Annotated in this window: 24 protein-coding genes; 11 read left to right on the top strand and 13 right to left on the bottom strand. The window is 74.0% G+C overall.

The features are described 5' to 3' along the window. Positions 1-186 precede the first annotated feature (186 nt). The 3 genes from ACFY2B_RS14085 to ACFY2B_RS14095 all read left to right on the top strand — a co-directional run bounded on the left by ACFY2B_RS14085 (position 187) and on the right by ACFY2B_RS14095 (position 2,599). On the top strand, positions 187-642 hold the full coding sequence (locus ACFY2B_RS14085; RefSeq protein WP_376538103.1) for a MarR family winged helix-turn-helix transcriptional regulator: 456 nt from the start codon (positions 187-189) through the stop codon (positions 640-642). 158 nt (positions 643-800) lie between these two features. After that, the gene (locus tag ACFY2B_RS14090; protein ID WP_390763553.1) at positions 801-2,066 is read left to right on the top strand and encodes an SLC13 family permease; all 1,266 of its coding nucleotides are present in this window, start codon (positions 801-803) and stop codon (positions 2,064-2,066) included. A gap of 35 nt (positions 2,067-2,101) precedes the next feature. After that, on the top strand, positions 2,102-2,599 hold the full coding sequence (locus ACFY2B_RS14095; RefSeq protein ID WP_390763381.1) for a universal stress protein: 498 nt from the start codon (positions 2,102-2,104) through the stop codon (positions 2,597-2,599). Positions 2,600-2,621: 22 nt separating this feature from the next. On the opposite strand, the gene crcB is transcribed toward ACFY2B_RS14095, so the two are convergent. The 4 genes from crcB to ACFY2B_RS14115 all read right to left on the bottom strand — a co-directional run bounded on the left by crcB (position 2,622) and on the right by ACFY2B_RS14115 (position 4,231). Then, positions 2,622-2,996 carry a fluoride efflux transporter CrcB gene (gene crcB / locus ACFY2B_RS14100; RefSeq protein WP_390763382.1) on the bottom strand — a complete coding sequence of 125 codons (375 nt, stop codon included), beginning with the start codon at positions 2,994-2,996 and terminating at the stop codon, positions 2,622-2,624. An 11-nt stretch (positions 2,997-3,007) separates the two neighbouring features. After that, the gene (locus ACFY2B_RS14105) at positions 3,008-3,496 is read right to left on the bottom strand and encodes a fluoride efflux transporter FluC (RefSeq protein ID WP_390763383.1); all 489 of its coding nucleotides are present in this window, start codon (positions 3,494-3,496) and stop codon (positions 3,008-3,010) included. Between the two features lie 163 nt (positions 3,497-3,659). After that, entirely contained in the window at positions 3,660-3,782 is a 123-nt protein-coding gene (locus tag ACFY2B_RS14110; RefSeq protein ID WP_390763384.1) for a hypothetical protein, read from the bottom strand. Positions 3,783-3,823: 41 nt separating this feature from the next. Beyond that, positions 3,824-4,231, bottom strand: a complete 408-nt coding sequence (locus ACFY2B_RS14115) for a hypothetical protein (RefSeq protein WP_390763385.1) — start codon at positions 4,229-4,231, stop codon at positions 3,824-3,826. Positions 4,232-4,573: 342 nt separating this feature from the next. Here ACFY2B_RS14115 and ACFY2B_RS14120 point away from each other — a divergent pair, with 342 nt between their 5' ends. Then, positions 4,574-5,575 carry an NAD-dependent epimerase/dehydratase family protein gene (locus tag ACFY2B_RS14120; protein ID WP_390763386.1) on the top strand — a complete coding sequence of 334 codons (1,002 nt, stop codon included), beginning with the start codon at positions 4,574-4,576 and terminating at the stop codon, positions 5,573-5,575. Between the two features lie 243 nt (positions 5,576-5,818). Here the strand turns inward: ACFY2B_RS14120 and ACFY2B_RS14125 are convergent, their stop codons facing one another. Both ACFY2B_RS14125 and ACFY2B_RS14130 read right to left on the bottom strand, forming a co-directional pair. Further along, positions 5,819-6,937 carry a sensor histidine kinase gene (locus tag ACFY2B_RS14125; protein ID WP_390763387.1) on the bottom strand — a complete coding sequence of 373 codons (1,119 nt, stop codon included), beginning with the start codon at positions 6,935-6,937 and terminating at the stop codon, positions 5,819-5,821. Next, a complete protein-coding gene (locus ACFY2B_RS14130) occupies positions 6,934-7,683 on the bottom strand; it encodes a response regulator transcription factor (RefSeq protein ID WP_390763388.1) in 750 nt (249 codons plus the stop codon). The genes ACFY2B_RS14125 and ACFY2B_RS14130 overlap by 4 nt, the downstream gene beginning before the upstream one ends. 114 nt (positions 7,684-7,797) lie before the next feature. Between ACFY2B_RS14130 and ACFY2B_RS14135 the strand changes: the two genes are divergently transcribed. The 6 genes from ACFY2B_RS14135 (at position 7,798) to ACFY2B_RS14160 (ending at position 13,742) form a co-directional block, all read left to right on the top strand. Beyond that, complete coding sequence (locus tag ACFY2B_RS14135) at positions 7,798-8,514, top strand: glycosyltransferase family 2 protein (RefSeq protein ID WP_390763389.1); 717 nt, start codon at positions 7,798-7,800, stop codon at positions 8,512-8,514. After that, the gene (locus ACFY2B_RS14140) at positions 8,511-9,140 is read left to right on the top strand and encodes a DUF2064 domain-containing protein (RefSeq protein ID WP_390763390.1); all 630 of its coding nucleotides are present in this window, start codon (positions 8,511-8,513) and stop codon (positions 9,138-9,140) included. The genes ACFY2B_RS14135 and ACFY2B_RS14140 overlap by 4 nt, the downstream gene beginning before the upstream one ends. Next, a complete protein-coding gene (locus tag ACFY2B_RS14145) occupies positions 9,137-9,883 on the top strand; it encodes a class I SAM-dependent methyltransferase (RefSeq protein ID WP_390763391.1) in 747 nt (248 codons plus the stop codon). Before ACFY2B_RS14140 ends, ACFY2B_RS14145 begins: the two co-directional genes overlap by 4 nt. A 333-nt stretch (positions 9,884-10,216) precedes the next feature. After that, entirely contained in the window at positions 10,217-11,620 is a 1,404-nt protein-coding gene (locus ACFY2B_RS14150; RefSeq protein WP_390763392.1) for a hypothetical protein, read from the top strand. A 146-nt stretch (positions 11,621-11,766) separates the two neighbouring features. Then, complete coding sequence (locus ACFY2B_RS14155) at positions 11,767-12,402, top strand: helix-turn-helix domain-containing protein (RefSeq protein WP_390763393.1); 636 nt, start codon at positions 11,767-11,769, stop codon at positions 12,400-12,402. 77 nt (positions 12,403-12,479) lie between these two features. After that, positions 12,480-13,742, top strand: a complete 1,263-nt coding sequence (locus ACFY2B_RS14160; protein WP_390763554.1) for an MFS transporter — start codon at positions 12,480-12,482, stop codon at positions 13,740-13,742. Between the two features lie 91 nt (positions 13,743-13,833). On the opposite strand, the gene ACFY2B_RS14165 is transcribed toward ACFY2B_RS14160, so the two are convergent. The 5 genes from ACFY2B_RS14165 to ACFY2B_RS14185 all read right to left on the bottom strand — a co-directional run bounded on the left by ACFY2B_RS14165 (position 13,834) and on the right by ACFY2B_RS14185 (position 17,498). Next, a complete protein-coding gene (locus ACFY2B_RS14165; protein ID WP_390763394.1) occupies positions 13,834-14,859 on the bottom strand; it encodes an alcohol dehydrogenase in 1,026 nt (341 codons plus the stop codon). A 104-nt stretch (positions 14,860-14,963) separates the two neighbouring features. After that, positions 14,964-15,377, bottom strand: a complete 414-nt coding sequence (locus ACFY2B_RS14170; RefSeq protein WP_376526753.1) for a VOC family protein — start codon at positions 15,375-15,377, stop codon at positions 14,964-14,966. A 126-nt stretch (positions 15,378-15,503) separates the two neighbouring features. Continuing rightward, positions 15,504-16,328, bottom strand: a complete 825-nt coding sequence (locus ACFY2B_RS14175) for an SAM-dependent methyltransferase (RefSeq protein WP_390763395.1) — start codon at positions 16,326-16,328, stop codon at positions 15,504-15,506. Between the two features lie 43 nt (positions 16,329-16,371). After that, positions 16,372-16,635: a DUF397 domain-containing protein gene (locus ACFY2B_RS14180; protein ID WP_390763396.1), complete on the bottom strand. Its 264-nt coding sequence runs from the start codon at positions 16,633-16,635 to the stop codon at positions 16,372-16,374. Further along, entirely contained in the window at positions 16,632-17,498 is an 867-nt protein-coding gene (locus ACFY2B_RS14185) for a helix-turn-helix domain-containing protein (RefSeq protein ID WP_390763397.1), read from the bottom strand. The genes ACFY2B_RS14180 and ACFY2B_RS14185 overlap by 4 nt, the downstream gene beginning before the upstream one ends. Before the next feature lie 309 nt (positions 17,499-17,807). On the opposite strand from ACFY2B_RS14185, the gene ACFY2B_RS14190 reads away from it, so the two are divergent. After that, positions 17,808-18,254 (top strand): ATP-binding protein, encoded by a 447-nt coding sequence (locus tag ACFY2B_RS14190; RefSeq protein WP_390763398.1) that lies wholly within the window; start codon positions 17,808-17,810, stop codon positions 18,252-18,254. Positions 18,255-18,298: 44 nt separating this feature from the next. Here ACFY2B_RS14190 and ACFY2B_RS14195 read toward each other — a convergent pair whose 3' ends face one another. Further along, positions 18,299-20,041 carry a hypothetical protein gene (locus tag ACFY2B_RS14195; protein WP_390763399.1) on the bottom strand — a complete coding sequence of 581 codons (1,743 nt, stop codon included), beginning with the start codon at positions 20,039-20,041 and terminating at the stop codon, positions 18,299-18,301. Further along, positions 20,038-21,903 carry a flavin-containing monooxygenase gene (locus ACFY2B_RS14200; protein ID WP_390763400.1) on the bottom strand — a complete coding sequence of 622 codons (1,866 nt, stop codon included), beginning with the start codon at positions 21,901-21,903 and terminating at the stop codon, positions 20,038-20,040. Before ACFY2B_RS14200 ends, ACFY2B_RS14195 begins: the two co-directional genes overlap by 4 nt. Between the last annotated feature and the right edge of the window lie 354 nt (positions 21,904-22,257).

Here is a 22,257-nt window from a genome sequence, read left to right on the forward strand (position 1 = left end):
CCTCGACTTTCTCTCACGGGGATGACTCGCGCGACGTCGGCGAGTGCCGGGTGAAGGATGTGCATCGTACATGCCATGTGTATCGAGCATGTGCTGTGGCCCATACACGCAGTTGTGCCAGGATGGAACGGCCGTACGTGGGGACATACAGCGCAACGGCCCCACGGGACAGGAGGCTCAAGTCACATGGTCAGACCGACGTACGAGGTCGAGTACGAGCAGATGCTGCTCAGCCGCTACACCTTCATGAACCAGCTGGGCGGCCGGCGCAAGGACAGCGTCATGGAGCGCAGCGCCTACATCCTGCTCAGCCGCATCCGGGTCCAGGGGCCGATGTCGATCGGGGAGCTGAGCGACGCCTTCGGGCTCGACGCCTCCACGCTCAACCGGCAGACCGCCGCGGCCATGCGCGCCGGTCTCGTGGACCGCATCCCCGACCCGGGCGGGGGCATGGCGCGTAAGTTCCGCATCAGCGAGAAGGGGGCGCGGCTGCTGGACGAGGAGCGCGAGGGCATGGTGCGCGGCCTGGACGAGGTCATGTCGGACTGGCCTGCTGAGGACATCGCCGCCTTCGCCGACTATCTCAAGCGCTTCAACTCAAGCATCGAACGCATCGCAGGCCGGCCCTGGCCCCGCCCGTAGCGCGGCGGCGGCCCGCGGGACCACACTCGGGCCGGGAACCGAGGGCGGCACGGAACCGGGCGGGGGGCCGGGCGGACGGTGCCGTCGCGGGGTGCGACCCTTGAGCGGTACAGCTCACGGGTGTGCCGGCCGGTGCCCTGCCGCGGGAGGAAACGCAACTGAGTACCACCACCGTCGTCACCGAGACCGTCTCGGTGGTCCTGCTGCTGGGCGTGCTGGCCTTCGCCGTCGTACGGCCGCGCAGGCTGCCGGAGGCGACCGCCGCCGTCCCCGCGGCGGCCGTCGCCGTTGCGGTGGGCGCCGTGTCCGCCCAGGACGCCTGGCAGCAGACACGTGCTCTGCTGCCCGTGGTCGTCTTTCTGGCGCTGATCCTCGTGTTCGCCCAACTGTGCGCGGACGAGGGCCTGTTCGAGGCGGCCGGCGCCGCCGTCGCCCGCTGGTGCCGCGGCAGCCCGCGGCGGATGCTCGCCGGGGTGTTCGTGGTGGCCGCCTCGATCACGGCTGTGCTCAGCCTGGACGCGACCGTCGTCCTGCTCACGCCCGTGGTGTTCGCCACCGCCGCCCGGGTCGGCGCACGGGCCCGTCCGCATGTGTACGCCACCGCGCATCTGGCCAACTCCGCCTCCCTGTTGCTGCCGGTGTCCAACCTGACGAACCTGCTGGCGTTCGCGGCCAGCGGGCTGTCCTTCACCCGGTTCGCGGCACTGATGGCGCTGCCCTGGCTGGCCGCGGTGGCGGTCGAGTACGCCGTCTTCCGCGGCTTCTTCCGCGCCGACCTGGCCGTGGCCCCGGCGCCGGGCGCGACGCCGGAGCAGGGCCCCGGGGTGCCGGTCTTCACGCTGGTCGTCGTGGCCCTGACGCTGGGCGGCTTCGTGGTGACGTCGTTCGCGGGCCTCGCACCCGCGTGGGCGGCGCTCGCCGGGGTGCTGGTGCTCGGCGGGCGGGCGCTGTGGCAGCGCCGGACCGGGCCGCGCGAGCTGGCCACCGCGGCGGCCCCGTTGTTCTGCCTGTTCGTGCTCGCCCTGGGCATCGTGGTGAAGGCCGTCGTCGACCACGGCCTGGACGCCGGGCTCGGCCGGCTGCTGCCCGACGGGACCTCGCTGCCCGCGCTCCTCGCGGTGGCGTTCGTGGCGGCGCTGCTCGCCAACGTGATCAACAACCTGCCCGCGGTGCTGGCGCTGCTGCCCCTGGTGCAGTCGGGTGGTCCCGGCCCGGTCCTCGCGGTGCTGGTGGGTGTCAACCTGGGCCCCAACCTCACCTATGTGGGCTCGCTCGCCACCTTGCTGTGGCGGCGCATCCTGCACGCCCACGACACCCGGGCCGAACTGGGTTCCTTCACCCGGCTCGGCCTGGTGACGGTCCCGGCCACGCTGCTTGCCTCCACCCTGGCCCTGTGGGGGATGCTGCACGTCGTGGGAACCTGACCGCATACCGCAACGGACCGCCGCCGGAGCCGCCGATGAGCGTCATCGTCTGGATCGTCGAGGGCACCTGGCCGGCCTGCGTCGACGCGGCACGCGCCCGGACCGCCCCCGGCGAGGAGATCGCGCTGCTGTACGTCCGCGACGACGCGCTCGCCGAGACCGCGCACGGCGCGTTCGCCGGGCTGCTCGGCCGCGGACACCCCGGGCGCGACCCGGGCACCAGCCTGGAACGGATGGCGGCGGCCTCCGCCCATGACCTGCTGCGGGCCGCCGCCGACCGGCTGGGGCGGCCGTGCACGTTCCTGGAGCGCGGCGGGCGGGTCGAGCGGGAGGTCGTCGCCGCGGCCGGGGACGCCGCCCTGCTGGTCTGCGCCCGGGACGGTGACCCGGCCCGCCTCGGCCCGCGGAGCCTGGGGCAGGCCACCCGGTTCGTCGTCGACCACGCCCCGTGCCCCGTGCTGCTGGTCTGGCCCGGCGAGGCCCCGCGCACCCCGCTGCCGCCGGTCCCGCCCGAGCGGGGCCACCGTCCGTGACGGCGCCGGGCCGCCTCGAACCTCACCCCCACAGCGCCCCGGCGCAGGCGACCCCGGCGGACGCCGCCCCCAGGCCCGCCAGCACACTCACGACCACGTTGGCGGCGGCGAGGAACCGCGCCCCCTCCTGGGCCAGGCGCAGCGTCTCGTAGGAGAACGTCGAGTACGTCGTCAGCGCCCCGCACAGGCCGGTACCCAGCGCCAGTTGCACCTGGTCCGAGGCGGCTCCGGCCATGACCGCACCCGTCAGCACGCCCAGGACCAGACAGCCGACGACGTTCACGGCGAACGTGCCCCAGGGGAAGGCGGTGCCGTGCCGCCGCTGCACGGCCCGGTCACCGAGAAAGCGCAGGGGGGCACCGACCATCCCGCCGGCCACGACCAGCAGCCAGTTCATGGCTTCTCCCGTCATCGCGGCCCCCGCCCCGGGCCGAGGACACGGCGGGTCGCCGCCGCCGCGAGCCAGACCGCCGTGAGCGCCGCGACGGGCGTGGCGGCCAGATACGCCAGCGCGGTCGGCGCGCGGCCGTCGGCGATCAGCCGCTGGACGTCCACGGCGTACGTCGAGAAGGTGGTGAAGCCGCCGAGCACCCCCGTGCCGAAGAACGGCCGCACCAGCCGATGGGCCCTCCACACCTCACTGATGACCACCATGAACGCGCCGATCATTGCGCAGCCCGCCGTGTTGATCCACAGGACCGTCCACGGAAAGGCGCCCGGCGCGGCCGGCCACAGCAAGGTGGCGCCGTACCGTGCCGCCGCGCCGATGCCGCCGCCGAGCGCCACCAGCGCCACGACGGGCGCCTGCCGCGGACCGGGCCGCCGCCGGAGAGGGATGCGCGGTCCGGCGGCGGACCGCGGGAACCGCTCCGCCGCCTTGGCGTCCTCAGCTGTCATGTGCCGTGTCTCCCTACTCGCCGGGGCCCGCGCACGCGGGCGCGCACCGTTGCAAGCAGGGACTGTTGGCGGCACCGGTGCCGCGGTTCGGGTACGGCGAGCCCCACCGCCGTGCTGGGCCCACGGGGCTCAGCGGAGCAGCAGCATAACGCGGCGCCGCCGGTCACTCATGATCGGGGGGCGGGCGGTGGGCGCGGGCCTGCCGGCGGTCGCGGCGGACCAGCGCCGCGGTGGCGCACGCCACCACGAGCACCGCGCCGGCGACCGGAACCAGGAAAGGGGTCATGACGGCTCCTTCGGCCCGGCGACGGGCCGGGGGTGCGGGCTTCAACCGGTGCCGCCGTGCGCACTCCCCCGGGCGGGCCGGGGCCCGACGGTGCGGCGTCGGTGCAACGGCCGGACGAACAGGCGGGTCAGCCACCAGGCGACGGCCAACGAGACGGCCGAGGCCAGCACGTGCAGCGCCCCGCCCACGGCCCCGGCGGACAGCAACTCGGCGAGCAGCAGCGCGTGTGCGGCGACACCGAGGAGCCAGGCCAGCACTGTCAGCAGGGACAGCGCGACCGCCACCGGCACCCCGCCCATCCCCCAGGGCCCGAGGTCGATGTCCGCGTCGAAGCTGTCCGCGGTGGCGGCGCCGAGCGCGACCAGCAGCCAGAAGCACACGACCACGACGAGGGCGGCGGTGAACAGGATCGACAGCGGGCCGGTGGCGGCCTCCATGAACGTCCGCATCGTCCGCCCCCTCCCGGTCCGCGGCCACGGCCCGACGGCGTGTCCGGGCGGTGCACCGTCCGCACTCCGGACTCCGGTGCCGGGCACCTGCCGGTGCCCGGCACCGGAGTCATCCTCAGTGCTCCCCCGACGTCATGATGCCTGCCGGGCACATCCAGGCGCATTGCCGAATCCCGGCAGTGTTCCCCGGGGTCTTTGTGCCGGTGTGCCGCTGAGGAACCGTCAGCGCGGCTTCGGTTCCGCGCCCGCGCTGGCCACGCGTCGCGGCACGGGCCCGGGAAAACCGGGGCGTGCCGGGCGCGGGGCCGCGGTTCGTCCGGGGCGCGGCCCTAGCGTGAGGGCATGCGCGTACTGGTCACCGGCGGTGCCGGGTTCATCGGTTCCCAGGTCGTCGAGGCGCTGGCGGCGCGCGGCCACGAACCGTCGGTGTTCGACGTGCGCGCGGACGCGGGCGCGGACGTACGGGACCGGGAGGCGGTCGGCCGGTCTCTCGCCGGGGTCGACGCCGTCTGTCACCAGGCGGCCATGGTCGGGCTCGGCACCGGTTTCACGGACGCCCCGGAGTACGTCTCCCGCAACGACCTCGGCACGGCCGTCCTGCTCGCCGCGATGGCCGGGGCCGGGGTGCGGCGGCTCGTGCTGGCGGGGTCGATGGTGGTGTACGGGGAGGGCCGGTACGAGTGCCGGACGCACGGGGTGGTGCGGCCAGGGCCGCGGGCGCTCGCCGATCTGGCCGCCGGGCGCTTCGAGCCGCGCTGCCCGGTGTGCGGCCGGGAGGTGTCGCCGGGGCTGGTCCGGGAGGACGCCCCGGCGGATCCCCGGAACGTGTACGCGGCCACCAAGCTGGCCCAGGAGCACCTGGCGGCGGCCTGGGCCCGGGCGACAGGCGGGTCGGCGGTGTCGTTGCGCTACCACAACGTGTACGGGCCCGGGATGCCGCGCGACACCCCGTACGCGGGGGTCGCCTCCTTCTTCCGCTCGGCGCTCGCCCGGGGCGAGCCGCCGCGGGTGTTCGAGGACGGGCGCCAGCGGCGGGACTTCGTGCATGTGCGGGATGTCGCGGCGGCGAACGTGCTGGCGCTGGAGGCGGGTTCGGCGCCGGGGGCGCTGACCGCGTACAACACGGGCAGCGGCGAGCCGCACACCGTGGGGGAGATGGCGGCCGAACTGGCCGCGGCGCACGGCGGTCCGGCACCGGTGGTGACCGGCGAGTACCGGCTGGGCGACGTACGGCACATCACGGCCGACTCGGCACGGCTGCGCACCGACCTGGGCTGGCGTCCCGGGACCGGGTTCCGCGACGGAATGCGCGAGTTCGCCGCCGCTCCGCTGCAAGAAGCCTGAACTCACCGGCGCACGGAGCGCGGGCGCTCGGCCGTACGGCGCCCGCGCGCCCCGCCCCGCGATGCCGGACCGGCTACGGCGGCGCGCGGCGGTCCGCCCCCGGTCACGACCGGCGGGCCACCCGCCCGGCGCCGTCCGACTCCGCTGGTGGAAACCCGGCCGACCCGGTGCCTGAGCACCGGCCGCGCGCTGCCCGGGATGCCGCGCCGCCGTGCGGAGCGGGGCGGGGCCGGCCCCCGGTGCTCATCCCTCCGGCTCGAAAACGGGCAGTGTCACCTCGAAGCAGCAGCCGCCGGGGATGTTGCGCACGCTCGCACGTCCTTGGTGGGCCTCCACGATGCCGCGGACGATGGCGAGTCCGAGGCCCGCGCCGGCGGGCGGGGTCCTGGCGTGGGTACCGCGCCAGCCGGTGTCGAAGACGCGCGTCAGATCCTCCTCCGGGATGCCTCCGCAGCCGTCGGTCACCGACACCACCACGCCCTCGGACGACCGTTCGGCGGCCACCGCGACCGTGCCGTCGGCGGGGGTGCGGCGGATCGCGTTGACGAGGAGGTTGCCGAGGACCCGGCTCATCTCCTTGCCGTCCACCTCGACCGGTACGGGCTCCACCCGGTCACCGACCAGGCGCACGCCGTGCTCGCGGGCGAGCGGGTCGGCGCCCTCGAGGGCGTCACCCACCAGGTCGTACAGCGAGACCCGGGACGTGGCCAGGGCGAGCGCGCCGGCGTGGATCCGGGAGAGTTCGAACAGGTCGCCCACCATCTCGTTGAGGCGTTCGACCTCGGCACGGATCTGCTTCAGATAGCGGTCCGGGTCGGCGGCCACCCCGTCCTCCAGGGCCTCCGCCATGGCACGCAGCCCGGCGAGCGGGGTGCGCAGGTCATGCGAGATCCACGCGACGAGTTCGCGCCGGGAGGACTCCAGGGCCCGCTCGCGCTCGCGGGACTGGGCCAGCCGGGCACTGGTCGCCGCCAGCTCCCGGCTGAGCTGGTCGAGTTCGGCGGTGGCCGGGCCGGCCGGTGCGGCGAAGTGGCCGCCGTCGCCGAAGGAGCGGGCGGCCTGGGTGAGCGCCCGGCTGCGGGCGACCACCCAGCGGCCCAGCAGCAGCGCGGTGGCCAGGGAGACCACGGCGGCCATCGCGACGACCGTGGTCACCACGCTCAGGTCGTGGGACGACAGGAACATCGCCCACGCGACGGCGAGCGTGCCCGCGAGCATCGCGACCACGGCCACCGCGGCGACCACGGTGAGCGAGGCGGTCAGCGACCGCCGCCGGATCAGCCGCAGCACGCCGGCCCCGACCAGACCGGTCGCGCCGGCGCCCAGGAACGCGTACAGGGCCATGAGCAGGGTGTCGTTCACGGCAGCTCCGCCTCCCCCTCGGGGTCGAACCGGTAGCCGACGCCCCATACGGTCCGGATCAGCTGCGGCCGGGCCGGGTCGTCCTCGACCTTGCCGCGCAGCCGGCGCACGTGCACGGTGACGGTGGACAGGTCACCGAAGTCCCAGCCCCACACCTCGCGCATCAGGTCCGTACGGCTGAACGCCTGTCCCGGATGGCGCAGGAAGAAGGCCAGCAGGTCGAACTCGCGCAGGGTGAGGGCGAGTTCGTCGCCGTCCTTGGCGGCGCGCCGGGCCGCCGGGTCGACGGTGAGGCCCGCCGCGGCCAACGGGCGCAGGTCCGCGCGGGGCCGGGTGCGGCGCAGCACCGACTCGACGCGCAGGACGAGTTCGCGGGGGCTGAAGGGTTTGGTGACGTAGTCGTCGGCGCCGACCTCCAGGCCCAGGATGCGGTCGTCCTCGTCGCCGCGCGCGGTGAGCATGATGACCGGGACGGGCGCCCGGCCGCGCAGCCGGCGGCACACCTCAAGGCCGTCCATGCCGGGCAGCATCAGGTCCAGGACGACCAGGTCCGGCCAGTGCGCGGACGCCCGGGCCAGCGCCGTCGGTCCGTCCTCGGCGCGGTCCACGGCGTGCCCGGCGCGGTCCAGATATCCGGTGACGACCTCGGCGACGGTGGGGTCGTCCTCGACGACCAGGACCCGGGCGCCGCCGGGGCGCGGGTGTCCGGGCGGCTGGGCGTCCTCGGGTTCGTGCGGCTGCTGCATGTGTCCAGCCTCGCACCGGGCCTGTGCGCACGTCGCCTCGCGGCCGGGCGGCGGGCGCGACGTCCGTGTTTCGTAAGGAACGGAAGACCGGTATGTCCATTTCGTGCTCGTAGGGTGAGTGCCGTGACGATCTCTCCCACGATCCCGGCGGTCGATGTGGTCCTCCCCTGTCTGGACGAGGCCGCCGCCCTGCCCTGGGTGATCGGCCGGATCCCGGCCGGCTGGCGCGCCCTTGTCGTCGACAACGGCTCCACCGACGGCTCGGCGGAGGTGGCCGGCGGTCTCGGCGCGACCGTCGTGCACGAGCGGCGCCGCGGCTTCGGCGCGGCCTGCCACGCCGGCCTGCTGGCCGCCACCGCCGACATCGTGTGCTTCTGCGACTGCGACGGTTCGCTCGACCCCGCGCTGCTGGTGCCGTTCGTCCGCGAGGTCCGCGCGGGCCGGGCCGACCTGGTGCTCGGCCGGCGCCGGCCGCGTGGCCGGGGCGCCTGGCCGGCCCACGCCCGCGCGGGCAATCTCGCGCTCGCCCGGCTGCTGCGCCGCCGCACCGGGCTGCGCCTGCACGACCTCGGCCCGCTGCGGACCGCCCGCCGTGAGCCGCTACTCGCCCTCGGCCTCACCGACCGGCGCAGCGGCTATCCGCTGGAGATGGTGGTGCGGGCGGCCGACGCGGGCTGGCGCGTGACCGAGCACGACGTCCCCTATCTGCCGCGCACCGGCGTCTCGAAGGTGACCGGGACCTGGCGCGGCACCTGGCACGCGGTGCGCGACATGCGCCAGGTGCTGGCCGCGCCGGCGGTGCCCGCCGCGGGAGGTGGCACGCCCCGATGACCGACTCGGCGCCCACCCTGCTCGTCATCGCCAAGGAACCCCGTCCGGGCCGGGTGAAGACCCGGCTCACCCCGCCGTTCACGCCCCGGCAGGCGGCCGAACTCGCCGAGGCCGCGCTCGCCGACACGCTGGCGGCCGTGGCGGACGCGCCGGCCGCCCGCCGGGTCCTCGTCCTGGACGGCTCGCCCGGCCCCTGGCTGCCGCCCGGCTTCGACGTCGTACCGCAGTGCGGGGGCGGCCTGGACGAGCGGCTGGCGGACGCCTTCGCCGGCTGTGGCGGACCGGCCCTGCTGATCGGCATGGACACCCCGCAGGTGACACCGGCGCTGCTCACGGTGGACTTCGCCGGGTGCGACGCCTTCTTCGGACCGGCCGAGGACGGCGGCTTCTGGGCGCTGGGGCTGGCGGTCCCGGACCCGGAGCTGCTGCGGGGCGTCCCCATGTCGACGGCCGAGACGGGCGCGGTCCAGCGGGCCCGGCTGGTCGCCGCCGGCCTGCGGGTGCGCGATCTGCCCCGGCTGCGCGACGTGGACACCGCGGCCGACGCCCGCGCGGTCGCCGCGGCGGCCCCGCGCGGCCGGTTCGCCGCACGGCTCGCCCGGCTCGGCACGGGCGTCGGCCGGTGACCGCCGCACCCGGCGCCGCCGCTTCCGTCGCCGCCGCGCCATGGGGCGCCGACGACCCCTACGCGGACGCGCTGCGCACCGGCCGCGGCCCGCTGTTCCTGCGGCGCGGCGACGGCTGGCTGCTGCCGCTGGAGGTGGAACGCTGGTGCGCCGCGGCCGACGCCGTCGACCTCGCGGTGCTGGAGCGCTGCGAGGGCGCGGTGCTCGACGTGGGGTGCGGGCCGGGACGGCTGGTGGCGGCGCTCGCCGCGCGAGGCCGGCCGGCCCTGGGCATCGACGTCAGCGAGGCCGCCGTCCGGCACACCGTGCGCAGGGGCGGCCAGGCGCTGTGCCGCTCGGTGTTCGAGCGGGTCCCCGGGGAGGGCCGGTGGGACACGCTGCTGCTCATGGACGGCAACATCGGCATCGGCGGCGACCCGCGGGAGTTGCTCCTGCGGCTGGCCCGGCTGACGGCGGCGGGCGGGCTGCTGGTGGTCGAGACCGCGCCGTTCGACATCGACGAACGGATCCGGGTGCAGGTCGTGCACAGTGGCGGCCCGGACGGCCCGGCGGGCAGCCCGTTCCCCTGGGCGCGGCTGGGCACGCCGGCCCTGCTCCGGTATGCCCGGAGCACCGGCTGGCGTGCCGTCGGCCAGTGGGCCGAGGGCGGCCGCTGTTTCGCGGCCCTGCGCAGCCGCGCCACCGGCACCGCCGCGGAGCCCGGGCACGGCAGGGCCGTGATCAGCAGCCAGCGGGCCCGGTAGCCGTCCCCGGACGGTCCGCCGGCCGGCGCCCCTCGCGCGGGGTGACGGACGGGAACCGGGCCGCGAACAGGCAGGTCCGCTCCGGGGCTTGGGCGGGCGGACCGGCGGACGGCTGGACGGCTTCGGCCCGGCCGGGCGGGGCCCGACGCCGAGGCGAACCGGGCGCCACGCGGCGGTCGTGCCACAAGTCCGGCGCCGCGTGGGACCGTTGCACGTGTCCGTCCGGATCGCAGGCCGCGACCGCACGGGGGACGGGTGCGTGATCCATGACGAAACGCTGACGTCCGCCCCGCGGGAGGCCGAGTTCGCGGTTCGGGTGCCTAGCGTTTCGCTGTGACTCGTACTCCGCTCCGCGACCTGTGTGCCGTCGTGGCCGCCGCCCTGCTCGTCCTGGTGGCCGCCCTGGTCGGCCGGCACATCCAGGACACCCATCACACCCTGTTCGTCAACTGGCCCCCGTTGTTCGCGACCTGGCAGCCGCACGTGGGCCCGGGCACCCCCGCGGCCGTCGTCCTGGCCGCGGCCGGCGTGGCGTACGGGCCCGCGCTGGCGGCCCGCCTGCCGTGGCGGGCCCTGCTCGTCACCGCCTGGGCTGCGGCCATGGCCTGGATCTGGTCGCTCGCGCTGGTCGACGGATGGCGGCGGGGCGTCGCCGGCCGGCTCACCACGCGGGAGGAGTACCTGCGGGTCATCGGCCGCTTCCAGAACATCCCCGACGCGCTACGGGACTTCACCCACCACATCGTGGCCGGTTCCCCGCAGCCCTGGCCCGCCCATGTCGCCGGCCATCCCCCGGCGGCCCCGCTCACCTTCGTGCTGCTGGACCGGATCGGGCTGCACGGCGGGGCCTGGGCGGGCGTCTGGTGCATCACCACCGGCGCGACGGCCTGCGTGGCCGTCCTGGTCGCCGTGCGCGCGCTGGCCGGCGAACGGTCGGCCCGCCGGGCGGCGCCGTTCCTGGTACTGGCCCCGGCCGCCGTGTGGCTGGGCACCTCGGCCGACGCGTACTTCGCGGCCGTCGCCGCCTGGGCGGTGGCGCTCCTCGCCCTGGCCGTCACGCGCGGGTCTCTGTGGGCGGCGGCGGGCTCCGGGCTGCTGTTCGGGCTGACCTGCTATCTCTCGTACGGACTCACGCTGTTCGCGGTGACCGGGGCGGCGGTGCTGGTGCTGGGCCGGCGCCGGATACGCGAGCGGCCCGTTCTGCTGGCCTCGCTGGTCGCCGGGCTGGCGGTGACACCGCTGGTGTTCACGCTCGCCGGGTTCGACTGGTGGGAGGCGTACCACCTGCTGGTCACCCGCTACTACCAGGGCGTGGGCGGCACCCGCCCGTACGGCTACTGGGTGTGGGCCGATCTCGCGGGCACGGTGATCATCACGGGTCTGGCCACGGCCGCGGGTCTCGCACGGGCCGGATCGACGCTCGCCCGGCTGCGCGGCGCGGCCCTGACACGGCCGGACGGGGCAGCCGGCCCGGACAGCACCGGTGGCACGGACGCCACCGACGGCACCGGGGGCCCGGCGGCCGCCCGCCTCGCGCTGCTCGTGGCTGCCGCCCTGCTCGCGCTGCTGGCCGCCGATCTGTCCGGGATGAGCAAGGCCGAGACGGAACGCATCTGGCTGCCCTTCGCGATGTGGCTGCTCGCGTCCTGCGCGTTCCTCGACCGCCCGCGCGTCTGGCTCGCCGCCCAGGCGGCGCTCGCGCTCCTCGTCAACCACCTTCTGCTGACCGGCTGGTGACCGAGCGGCTTCGGGACGAACGCTGCCCAGGCGAACCACACTCTGCGAACGGCCTTTCCCCGACACCGCTTTGCGAAGAGTTCTTCGCGAACATCTCTTCGCGAAGGACTATTTGCGAAGAAACGTTTGCGGTCCAGGGTGCCGGCATGACGGACGCGGAGAAAAGGCCGGACGACCCGTCCGCCACGGCGGACTCGGCCGTCCTGGACGCCAAGGGGCTGCGCGCCCTGGCCCACCCGGTGCGGCTGCGGTTGCTCGGGCTGCTGCGGAGGTACGGCCCGTCGACGGCCACCCGCCTCGCCGAACGGCTGGGCGTGAACTCCGGGACGGCCAGCTACCATCTGCGCCGGCTCGGCGCGGCCGGATTCGTCGAGGAGGACACGGAACGCGGCAACGCCCGTGAACGCTGGTGGCGTTCGGTACACCGGATGACCGAGATGAGCATCCTGGACCTGGTCGAGCAGGAGCCGGAGGCCGCGCTCGCCTATCTGCAATCCGTCGCCGCGACGTACACCCTGCGCACCCAGCAGACGCTCAACGAACTGGGGACGATGCCCCGTCCCTGGCGGAGCGCCGTCGACCTGAGCGACCGGGCACTGCGGCTGACGCCCGACGAAGCCGTCGCGCTGCGGGAGGAGTTGTGGGCCGTGATCGCCCGCTACGACGGCGACACACCGGAGTCCGACGTGCGCGCCGCCGAGGGCGCGGCGCGGGTCGGCGTCATCGTGCAGGTCCTGCCCGAGCTGGACACGCCCGCCTCCGCCGAGGACCCGACACCGTGACGGGCAACGGCGCGGGGACCGGCGGCGGGACACCGGCGCAGCGCTCGTTACGACCGTTCGGCGGGGTGCTGGCGGCGATGGCCGTGTCCCTGACCGGGACCCGGGTGTCCGCCGTGGCCCTGCCCTGGTTCGTGCTCGTCACGACCGGCAGCGCCACCCGCACCGGACTGGTCGCCTTCTGCGAGATGGCCCCGTACGTGCTGGTCAAGGCGTTCACCGGGCCGCTGGTCGACCGGACAGGCCCGCGGGCTGTCTCCTGGACCACCGATCTGGTCAGCGCCACCGCCGCCACCGCGGTCCCCCTCCTGTACGCCGTCGACCTGCTGTCCTATCCGCTGCTGCTGGCCCTGGTAGCGGTGATCGGCGCGGCCCGCGGGCCCGGTGACCTGGCCAAGGAGGTCATGGTGCCGGAGGCGGCCGAACGCGGCGGGATCCCGCTGGAGCGGGCCACGGGTCTGACGGGCGTGACGGAACGGCTGGCGGCCACCGTCGGCCCGGCCGCCGGCGGCGCCCTGGTGGCCCTGGTCGGCCCGTTGCCGGGGCTCCTGGTCAACGCGGGCAGCTTCGCGCTGGGTTCGCTGATCGTGGGACTGGTGTTGCCCCGTGGCCTGGGGCGGACGGCCGAGGAGGCCCCGAAGCGGGCCGGGGCGGCGGAAACGGGCTACTGGCGACGGTTCGGCGAGGGCCTGGCCTTCCTGCGCGGGGAGCCGCTGCTGCTCATGGTCGTGGTCATGGTGGGTGTGACCAATCTGCTGGACGCCGGGTTCAGCTCGGTGCTGCTGCCGGTCTGGGCCAAGGAGTCGGGCGGCGGGGCGGGCGCGATCGGCCTGCTGGGCAGTGTCTCGGGGGCGACGGCGGTCGCGGGAAGCCTGATCGCCGCGCTGGCCGGGCACCGGCTGCCGCGCCGCGCGGTGTTCTTCATCGGATTCCTGCTGGCCGGGGCACCTAGGTTCCTGGTCCTCGCCTCGGGTGCGCCCTTGGGTGCGGTGCTGGCCGTGTTCGCCGTCGGCGGGTTCGGCGTGGGCTTCGTCAACCCGGTGCTGGGGGCCGTTCTCCTCGAACGGGTGCCGCGCCGCATGCTGGGCCGGGTGAACGCGCTCGGCGACTCACTGGCCTGGGCGGGTATTCCGCTCGGCGGGCTGATCGCCGGGGCGGCGGTGGCCTCCGCCGGGCTGGTGCCGGTACTGCTCGCGGGCGGGTCCGCCTACTTCCTCACCACGAATCTGACCGCCCTGCGGCCGGAGTGGCGTGAGCTGCGCCGTGCGGGCGGGCGGGATGCCCCGGAGCGGCGCCCCGAGAACGGCGCCCGGCCCACCGCCGGTTCGGATCTCACGGGCTGACGCCGCCCGACCGCCCCGGGTGCCCGCCGCCGGGAGGCCATCAGACCGCGGACGTCCGCCGCCACGGCGTCCCGGCGGCGGACGTCCCACGTCAGGTCGTGGTGAGCACCATCCGGAAGCGCGCTCCGCCGGAGAGCATCTTCTGGTACGCCTCGTCCGCCTGGTCCAGCGGCACGATCTCGGTCATCGGACGGATACCGTGCAGCATGCTGAACGCCATGGTGTCCGCCACGTCCTGCGCGGTGCCCGACGGATGACCGCGGACCACCCGCCCGGACATCAGCAGCTGGGCCGGGGTGATCCCGAGGGGTTCGTTCGCCGCCCCGATGACCACCAGCTCACCACGGTGCGTGAGCCCTTCCACGGTCTCGGTGACCGCGGCGGAGTTCCCGGCGGTGGCGAGCAGGACCTTCACCCCGCCGAGCGAGCGGAGCGCATCGGCGACGGGCGTGCCCGACGTGCTGTCGACGTAGTAATGGGCGCCGAGCTGCTTGGCCAGGTCGGCCTTCTCCGCGCCGCGGGCGATGGCCACGGTCTCGAAACCCATGGCGACGGCGTACTTCACCGCGAGGTGGCCGAGGCCGCCGATGCCGAGCACGGCGACCGTGTCACCGGGCCGGGCAGAGCTGCGCCGCAGCCCGTTGAACGTGGTCACGCCGGCGCAGGCCATCGGTCCGGCGTCGCTCGCGTCGAGTCCGCTGGGGATCCTGGCCAGGGCGTCGACCGGGGCGATCACCTCCTCGGCGAAGCCTCCGTCGTAGGCCCACCCGGGGACCTTCAGGTTCTCGCACACGATGAAGTCGCCCTGCCGGCAGGGCGTGCAGTGGCCGCAGCTGCCGCCGAACCAGCCCACCGCGACGCGGTCGCCCAGCTGCCAGCCCTTTTCCCGCGCGCCCTCACCCAGGGCCTCGATGCGCCCGGCGATCTCGTGTCCGGGAACGACCGGGAACCGGACACCGGGCACACCGGCGTTCACGAAGAACGCGTCGCTGTGGCAGACACCGCAGGCTTCCACGGCGATCCGGACGTGTCCGGGTCCCGGCTGCGACATCTCCCGCTCGGCGATCTCGAACGGTCCGCCCTTGGTGGGTACCTGCGCGACTTTGTAGCTGCTCATGTGTCTCTCCGGGAACGAGTGCGACGCCCCCGAGTTCCAGCACACCAGCTCCGGGCCGATCGCGCGCGCCGAACGGGCCGGCGAACGGCCGCGCCGCGGCCGGGTCAGCCCCGCGGCTGCGCGATGTCGACCATCCACGGGATGCCGAAGCGGTCCGTGCACATGCCGAACTCGTCACCCCACGCCTGCTTCTCCAGTGGCAGGGACACGATGCCGCCTGCGGACAGTTTCTCCCAGTAGCCGCGCAACTCGGTGTCGTCGTCGCCGCTCAGACTCACCGAGAAGTTGTTTCCGTGGGTGTGCGCGAGCCCGGCCGGCGCATCGGCTCCCATCAGGGTGAAACCGCTCGGGGTCTCCAACAGGGCGTGCATGATCCGGTCGGCGCCCGGGGCGTCCGGCTCCCCGGATTCACCGTACGTGCTGACGGTCAGGGTGCCGCCGAAGACGTCCCGGTAGAACTCCATCGCCTGCCGGGCGTCACCGCTGAAACTGAGGTAGGGGTTGAGGCGCGAGGCCATGAGAACCTCCTGCACGCGGGTCCGTGGTCACTTGGCCGCACAGTAACGCGGCCCACCGACAACGGCCCGCCGAGCCACCCGGCCCCGGATCCGGCGACGACGCCCTGGCACTTCCACGGTGCCCGGCTACGGCTTGATGCCCACGCCCACGAACATGCTGACCTCGGCGTCCGTGGGCTCCCCTGCGGCGTCCGCGTCCTCGTCGGCGGGCCGCCGCCAGCGGTGGGCGAGCGCGATGCCCGGCTCGATCAGGTCGAGCGCGCCGAAGAAGCGGGCGACCTCCTCCTTCGAGCGCGTCTGCGCCGGGGTCCCCGACGTGACGTACAGGTCGATGACCTTCACCCAGACGTCCGGGTCGAAATCGGATGTGACGTGACTCAGGGCCAGCGCACTCCCCGAGGGGAGGGCTTCGAGGTAGCCGGCCACCATGCCGTACGGGTCCATGTCGTCGGTGACGAAGTGCATCAGCGCGTTCAGGGACAGGGCTATCGGCTTGTCGAAGTCCAGCACGTCGGCTCCTTCCACGGCCGCGAGCAGGGACTTCGGGTCGGTGGCGTCCGCCTCGATGTACGCGGTGCGGCCCTGCGCCGTGCTGCGCATCAGGCGCTCGGCGTACTTGAGGACGAGCGGGTCGTTGTCGGCGTAGACCACCCTGGCGTCGGGCGCCACGGACTGGGCGACCTGGTGCAGGTTGGGCTCCGTGGGGATGCCCGTGCCGATGTCGAGCCACTGCCGGATGCCGTACTCCTGGGCGAGGGTCCGGGTCGCCCGGTGCATGAACTTCCGGTTCTCCCCGGCGCACGCGAAGATTCCGGGGTAGAGGTCCGCGACGGTCGCGGCGGCCTTCTTGTCGACCGGGAAGTGGTCCTTGCCACCGAGGTAGTAGTCGTACATGCGGGCCGAGTGCGGCCTGCTGGTGTCCAGGTCCCGGCCCGCGTGGATGTTGGTCATGCTGTCCCTTTCGGAGTGTGCGTCGGCGTACCGGCAGGCCGGTTCAGCCGACCGTCAGGTGGTCGGCCATGCCTTGTTTGACCCCGCGGACGAAGGCGCTGATCTCCTCTGGCGTGTAGATCAGCGCCGGTCCGGCCGGGTCGGTCGACTGACGGACGGCCACCCGGCCGTCCGAGAGCTGCTTCGTCTCCACGCATTGACCGCCGTTGGGCCCGCTCCACGGGCGCTCCCAACCCTGCTCGCCCAGCTCCAAGGCCGGCATCCCGTTGTAGACAGTTCTGTTGGTGGGGGTGGTGGGGGTGGTCATGAGTACTCCTTGCGCATGCGGTTCAAGAGCACCTTGCTGTCCTCGGACGAGGTCAGCAGCGACATGCGGGTGTGCGCCTCCAGGTGGGCGACCACGTCTTCGCGCTGGTCCAGGTACATCGAGCCGGAGAGGATCTCGGTGTAGACGATGTCGGGCAGTTCCGGTTCCTGGAACCGGAAGTAGGTGAAGGGCGCGCACGCACCGACGTGTGCACCGGCGGAGAAGGGCACGATGTCGATGCTGACGAGGCCGAGTTCGGAGGCTTCCAGGAGCCGGTCGATCTGCTCGCGCATCACCTGCGGACCGCCCACCACCCGGTGCAGTACGGCTTCCTCCATGACCACCCAGAGGGTGGGGGCGTTCGGCGCCGTCAGCAGGCTCTGCCGGCGCAGCCGCAGGTCGACGCGGCGGTCCAGCTCGTCCTCGCTGCCGTTGGGGAAACCTCCACGCAGTACTTCACGCGCGTAGACAGGTGTCTGCAACAGGCCCGTGACGTAGTGGGGTTCGTAGGTGCGCAGGGTCTTGGCGCCGGTCTCCAGACTCACGTACGCCGTGAACCAGTTGGGCAGCACGTCGCGGTAGGCGTGCCACCAGCCGGGCTCGTTGGCCCGCTCGGCCAGGGCGACGAACTCGTCGATCTCCTGGGGCTCGGCCCCGTAGGTCTCCAGCAGTTTCTCGACGTAGAGCGGTTTCAGGGCGACTTCGGCCTTCTCCAGCCGCCGGATCGTCAGCGACGTGACACGCAGCGCCTTGGCCGCGTCGTCCAACGAGGCTCCGGCGGCCTGCCGCATGTCCTGGAGCCTGCGGCCGAGGATCATGCGCAGGACCGTGGGTGCGCCGGAGCCGGATCTGCCTTCGCTCACGTCACTACCTCCTGATGGGCTGTCACCCATGTGAGTCTGACAGTCACTTGAGGAGAAAGCCAGACCGATACCGACTTGCTGAAATTATCAGAGAGACGGTTGCAGTATGAAGTGAGTGCCGAGCATAGTTGACCGTGTGAGCAAACTCGCCGCAGCCGTGGTGCCTCGCCATCTGCCGTCGACCGGACGGGAGTTGGTGCCACCGGGCGCTAGGACCACGGGTCATCCCCTGAACGCGCCTCTCCCCCCTGGGCTTTCCCGTAGCTGTCGGCTCCGCCCCGCGCCCGTTCCCCTTGGAAGGCGAACTCCGTGACCCCCCACACGACCCCCACCGTCAACCGCCCGACTGCCGCTCTCTCGCACCGGGAACACTGGTTCGGCCTGCCCGCGCTGCGCACCAGCGTGAAAGCGGCGCGTGACACCGTGCGCGAGCGGCTGTGCTCGTGGCGGGTGCCCGGCGACCTGTGCTGCGATGCCGTACTGCTCGTCTCCGAGCTGGCCACCAACGCCGTCATCCACACGGGCAGCAGGCGCTTCCTGTGCGGTATATCCCTGGCCGGCGACGACAGCCTGCGCATCGAGGTGCACGACGACGACCACACCACGGGCCGTCCGACCGGTCGCCACCCCGGCCCCCGTGACGAGGGCGGACGGGGGCTGTTGCTGGTCCACCAGCTCTCCTCGGCCTGGGGAGCCGACCGGTCCACCCGGACCCAGGGCACGGTGGTCTGGGCGGACCTGCGGTACTGCGCCTGACCCGGTGCGGCCGGCCCCCGAGGGGGAGGGGACCGGCCGGACCGTCAGACGGCCGGACGGGCCGGAGCCAGCCGCAGGACCGTGCCCTCGCCGTCGGCCGAGAGCAGCAGACAGCCGTCGGGGGTGACGGCGAGGCCCGCGAAGCCGCGGGGTGCGCCCGGCATGCCGCCGGCGAACAGCGCGGGCTCGGCGCGGGGTCCGATACCGGGCGGCGGGCCCACCGGCAGGTGCTCGGCGTCCACCCGCCACTCGCCGGTGCCGGGGGAGATCGCCAGCAGCCTGCGGTGCGTGCGCTCCACCGCGAACAGCTCGTCGCCCAGCACGGCCAGGCCCTCGGGGGCCCCGAGCCCGTCGGCGACGACCACCGCCGACCCGTCGTCGTCGAGGCGGAGCACCGCGCCCAGCCGGTCGTCGCTCACATAGCAGTGCCCCTGCCCGTCGAAGGTGACGTCCACCGGACCGGCAAGCCCCTCGGCCCGGACGGTGAGCGTGTCACGGCCGTCGATCGCCACGATGCGGCCGGCGTCCGCCTCGGCCACGACGAGCGAGCCGTCCGGTCCCACGGTGATGCCGAGGGGCCGCCGCAGGCCCGTGGCCCGCACCCGGGTGGCGCCCGTCCCGGTGTCGTGCGTGCGTACCTCGCCGTACTGCGAGGTGGAGTGCAGCAGCGTGCCGTCGGCGGCGATGCCGTGGGCGAACGGCAGGAGGATCCGGGTGGTCACCCCGGCGGGCCCGGACCCGGCCCCGGCCGGTGGTGACCCGGTGGTCCCGGCCTCGACCGGTGGCCCGCCCGGCCCGCGTCCGTCGTCGGGTGCCAGGCTCGCGATCCGGTAGTGGTCGGCCGCGTACACCCCGCCGCCGAGGTCGACCGTGACGCCGTAGGGACCGTCGAGTCCCGTGGGCACGAGCTGACGGATCCGGCCGTCGGGGTGCAGTTCCGTGACGCCGCCGCTGGCGTAGCTGGAGACGAACATGCGGTTCTCCGCGTCGAACGCAGCGTTGTCCAGACCGGTCAGCCCGCTGGTGACCAGGGTGCGGGCGCCGCTCCCGTGGAGGTCGATCCGGGTGACGACGCCCTGCGGACCGCGCGAGAGCACGTGCAGCACACCGCCGCGGTCGAAGCGGACCGCGACCGGCTGGAGCACATCGTCCGCGACCAGTTCGGGACTGCCGCCGTCCGGCGGGATCCGCCAGACCTGCCCGGTGTTCAGGGGGTCGGCGCCGCTCATCATGTGCGGGTAGTAGAGGTGGCCGTCGGGGCCGAGCTGCATCGCGTTGCCGAGTGCCAGGCCCTGGGTGAGCACCACCGGGTCGCGGCCGTCCGGGAAGAGCTCCAGCAGGCGGCCGTCGGGCTTCATCTCGTTCACGAAGAGGCGGTCGCCGACGCAGGTGATGCCGTTGGGGTTGACCACGTCCGACCGGACCAGCGTGTACGTGCCCTGCGGGTCGCGCCGCCACACCCGGCCGGGAACCAGGTCCGCGATGTACATCGAACCGTCCGCGCCGAAGGCGAGGTCGTCGGGCGACTGCACCGGCCCGTCCATCGGGACGACCACTTCGACGTCCCCCGTCGCCGGGTCCACGGCGCTGATCTGCCCGGCGAGGAACTGGGCGACGTACAGGCGGCCGTCCGGCCCGAACGCCACGCCGTTCGAACCCCACAGCCGGTTGGGCGGGTTGAGCCGCCGGACCGCCCAGCGGGTGCTCGTGGTGCGGCTGCGGCCCGTCTCATCGAACCGGCTGGGGAGGCCGGGCCCGGCCTCCGCCGCGCCGTGGCCGGCGTTCACTCCCCCTCGACCAGGACGTCGCGCATCCCGCCCTCGGCGCGCCAGCGCCGCAGCAGTCCGTGGAAGACGACCGGCCCGTCCGCGTACCGCTGGCCGGCCGGGTTCGGCCGGCCCTCGTTGTTGTAGTAGCCGGGGGTGCACTCGGCGCGGAAAGCCGCCAGGTCCGTGCCGTTGTCCCGGATCTCGGCCACCCACGCGGCCTCGGCGCCGGGGGACGGCTCGACGTACCGGGACCGCCGTGCGCGGGCCTGCGCCACCACCTCGGCCACGTGGACGGCCTGTTCGTCGAGGACGTGGACGTAGTTGACCGCGGCGGCGTTCTGCACCGGTCCGAGCTGGAACAGGTTGGGGAAGCCGTGGCTGTAGAACCCGTGCAGGGTCCGCGGCCCGTCCCGCCACGCCTCCCGCAGCCCGACACCGCCCCGGCCGTACGCGGGCAGCCGGCCGGACAGCAGCCCGGAGACACCGACCTCGAAACCGGTGCCGAAGACGATGCAGTCCACCTCGTACGCCGTCCCGCCAACCTCGACGGCGTGCTCGGTGATCCGCTCGACGCCATGGGTGTCGGCGGTGTCGACGAGGGTGACGTTCGGCCGGTTGAAGGTCTGCAGATACGTGTCGCTGAACGTGGGCCGCTTGCACATGTACCGGTACCAGGGTTTGAGCTTCTCGGCCGTCGCCGGGTCCGTGACGAGGTCGTCCACCCGGGCGCGCAGCTCGTCCATCTTCTGGAAGTCGGCGATCTCGTAGGCCCGTTCGCGTTCCTCGGGCGGGACCTGCGCGTAGCTGTCGGTCGGGACCATCTTCTCCTGGAGCCGGGCGCTGGAGGTCCAGGCGTCGTCCACCAGGTCCTCGGTCACGCGGACCCCGGAGACGATCTGGAGGAAGTTGTCACGACGCCGCCGGGCCCAGCCGGGCTCCAGGGAGGCGGCCCAGTCCGGGTCGGTGGGCCGGTTGCCGCGTACGTCGACGGAGGACGGGGTGCGCTGGAAGACGTACAGGTGCCGGGCGTCGGCGGCCAGGTGGGGCACGCACTGGACGGCGGTGGCGCCGGTGCCTATGAGGGCCACCCGCTTGTCGGCGAGCCCGACGAGTCCGCCGTTCGCGTCGCCTCCGGTGTAGGCGTAGTCCCAGCGGCTCGTGTGGAACATGTGGCCCCGGAAGGTCTCCGCACCGGGGATGCCGGGCAGTTTGACCGAGCTGAGCACACCGGTGGCGGTGACCACGTACCGGGCCCGGATCAGGTCCCCGCGGTCGGTGCTGACGAGCCACTCGCAAGTGCCCTCGTCCCAGCGCAGTTCGGTCACCACGGTCTGGAAGCAGACGTCGTCGTAGAGGCCGAAGCGGCGGGCGACGGCCCGCGCGTGCTGCCGGATCTCCTCCCCCGGCGCGTACTTCCACGCCGGGACGTGGCCGACCTCCTCCAGCAGGGGCAGATAGACGTACGACTCGATGTCGCAGTGGATGCCCGGGTAGCGGTTCCAGTACCAGGTGCCGCCGAAGTCCGCGCCCTTCTCGACGATCCGGATCGAGTCCACGCCGGCCTGACGCAGCCGCGCGCCGGCCAGCAGCCCGCCGAACCCGCCGCCCACGACGAGCGCTTCCACCCGGTCGCGCCTGGGTTCCCGGGTGAACTCCGGGTCGGCGTACGGGTCTTGGTCGAAGGACGCGAACTCGCCGGTCGGGCGCCGGTACTGGGCGTTGCCGTCGGGGCGGATCCGGCGGTCGCGTTCCGCCCGGTACTTCGCCCGCAGGGCGTCCAGGTCCAGGTCCAGGTCCAGGTCCAGGTCCAGGTCCAGGTCCAGGTCCTGCTCGTGCGGGTGGGAGGCGGGCGGCGACGGCTCGGTGCGAGGGGCGGGCATGGGCGTCCTTGTTCCTTTCGGGAGGCTGCCGGGGGTCGGTCGGGAGGCGGTCGGGGGCTGTGGGGGCCTGTGGGGGCCTGTGGGGTGGGATCGGTCGGGCGCGCGTTCGCCGGGCGGGGGGACGCGGGGGCCCGGTGTGAGGGATCCACGTGGGTGGATCCAGCGGTCGGTGGGCGGCCCTGCTGTCGGGTCCGCGGGTGGACGGGGTCCACCGCCGGGTTCGAGGTCGGGGACCGGGCGGTTCGGAGCGCGGGCGGTTCGGAGCGTGGACGGTTCGGAGCGTGGGCGGACGGCCCAGCCGGTGGCCGGAATCCCGGCGGTGCGCGGCTGGGCCGGTCCCTCTCCTGTCAGCCG

Origin of the sequence: Streptomyces sp. NPDC001270, from assembly GCF_042896695.1 — a bacterium.
In the GTDB taxonomy this organism is placed as follows: Bacteria; Actinomycetota; Actinomycetes; order Streptomycetales; family Streptomycetaceae; genus Streptomyces.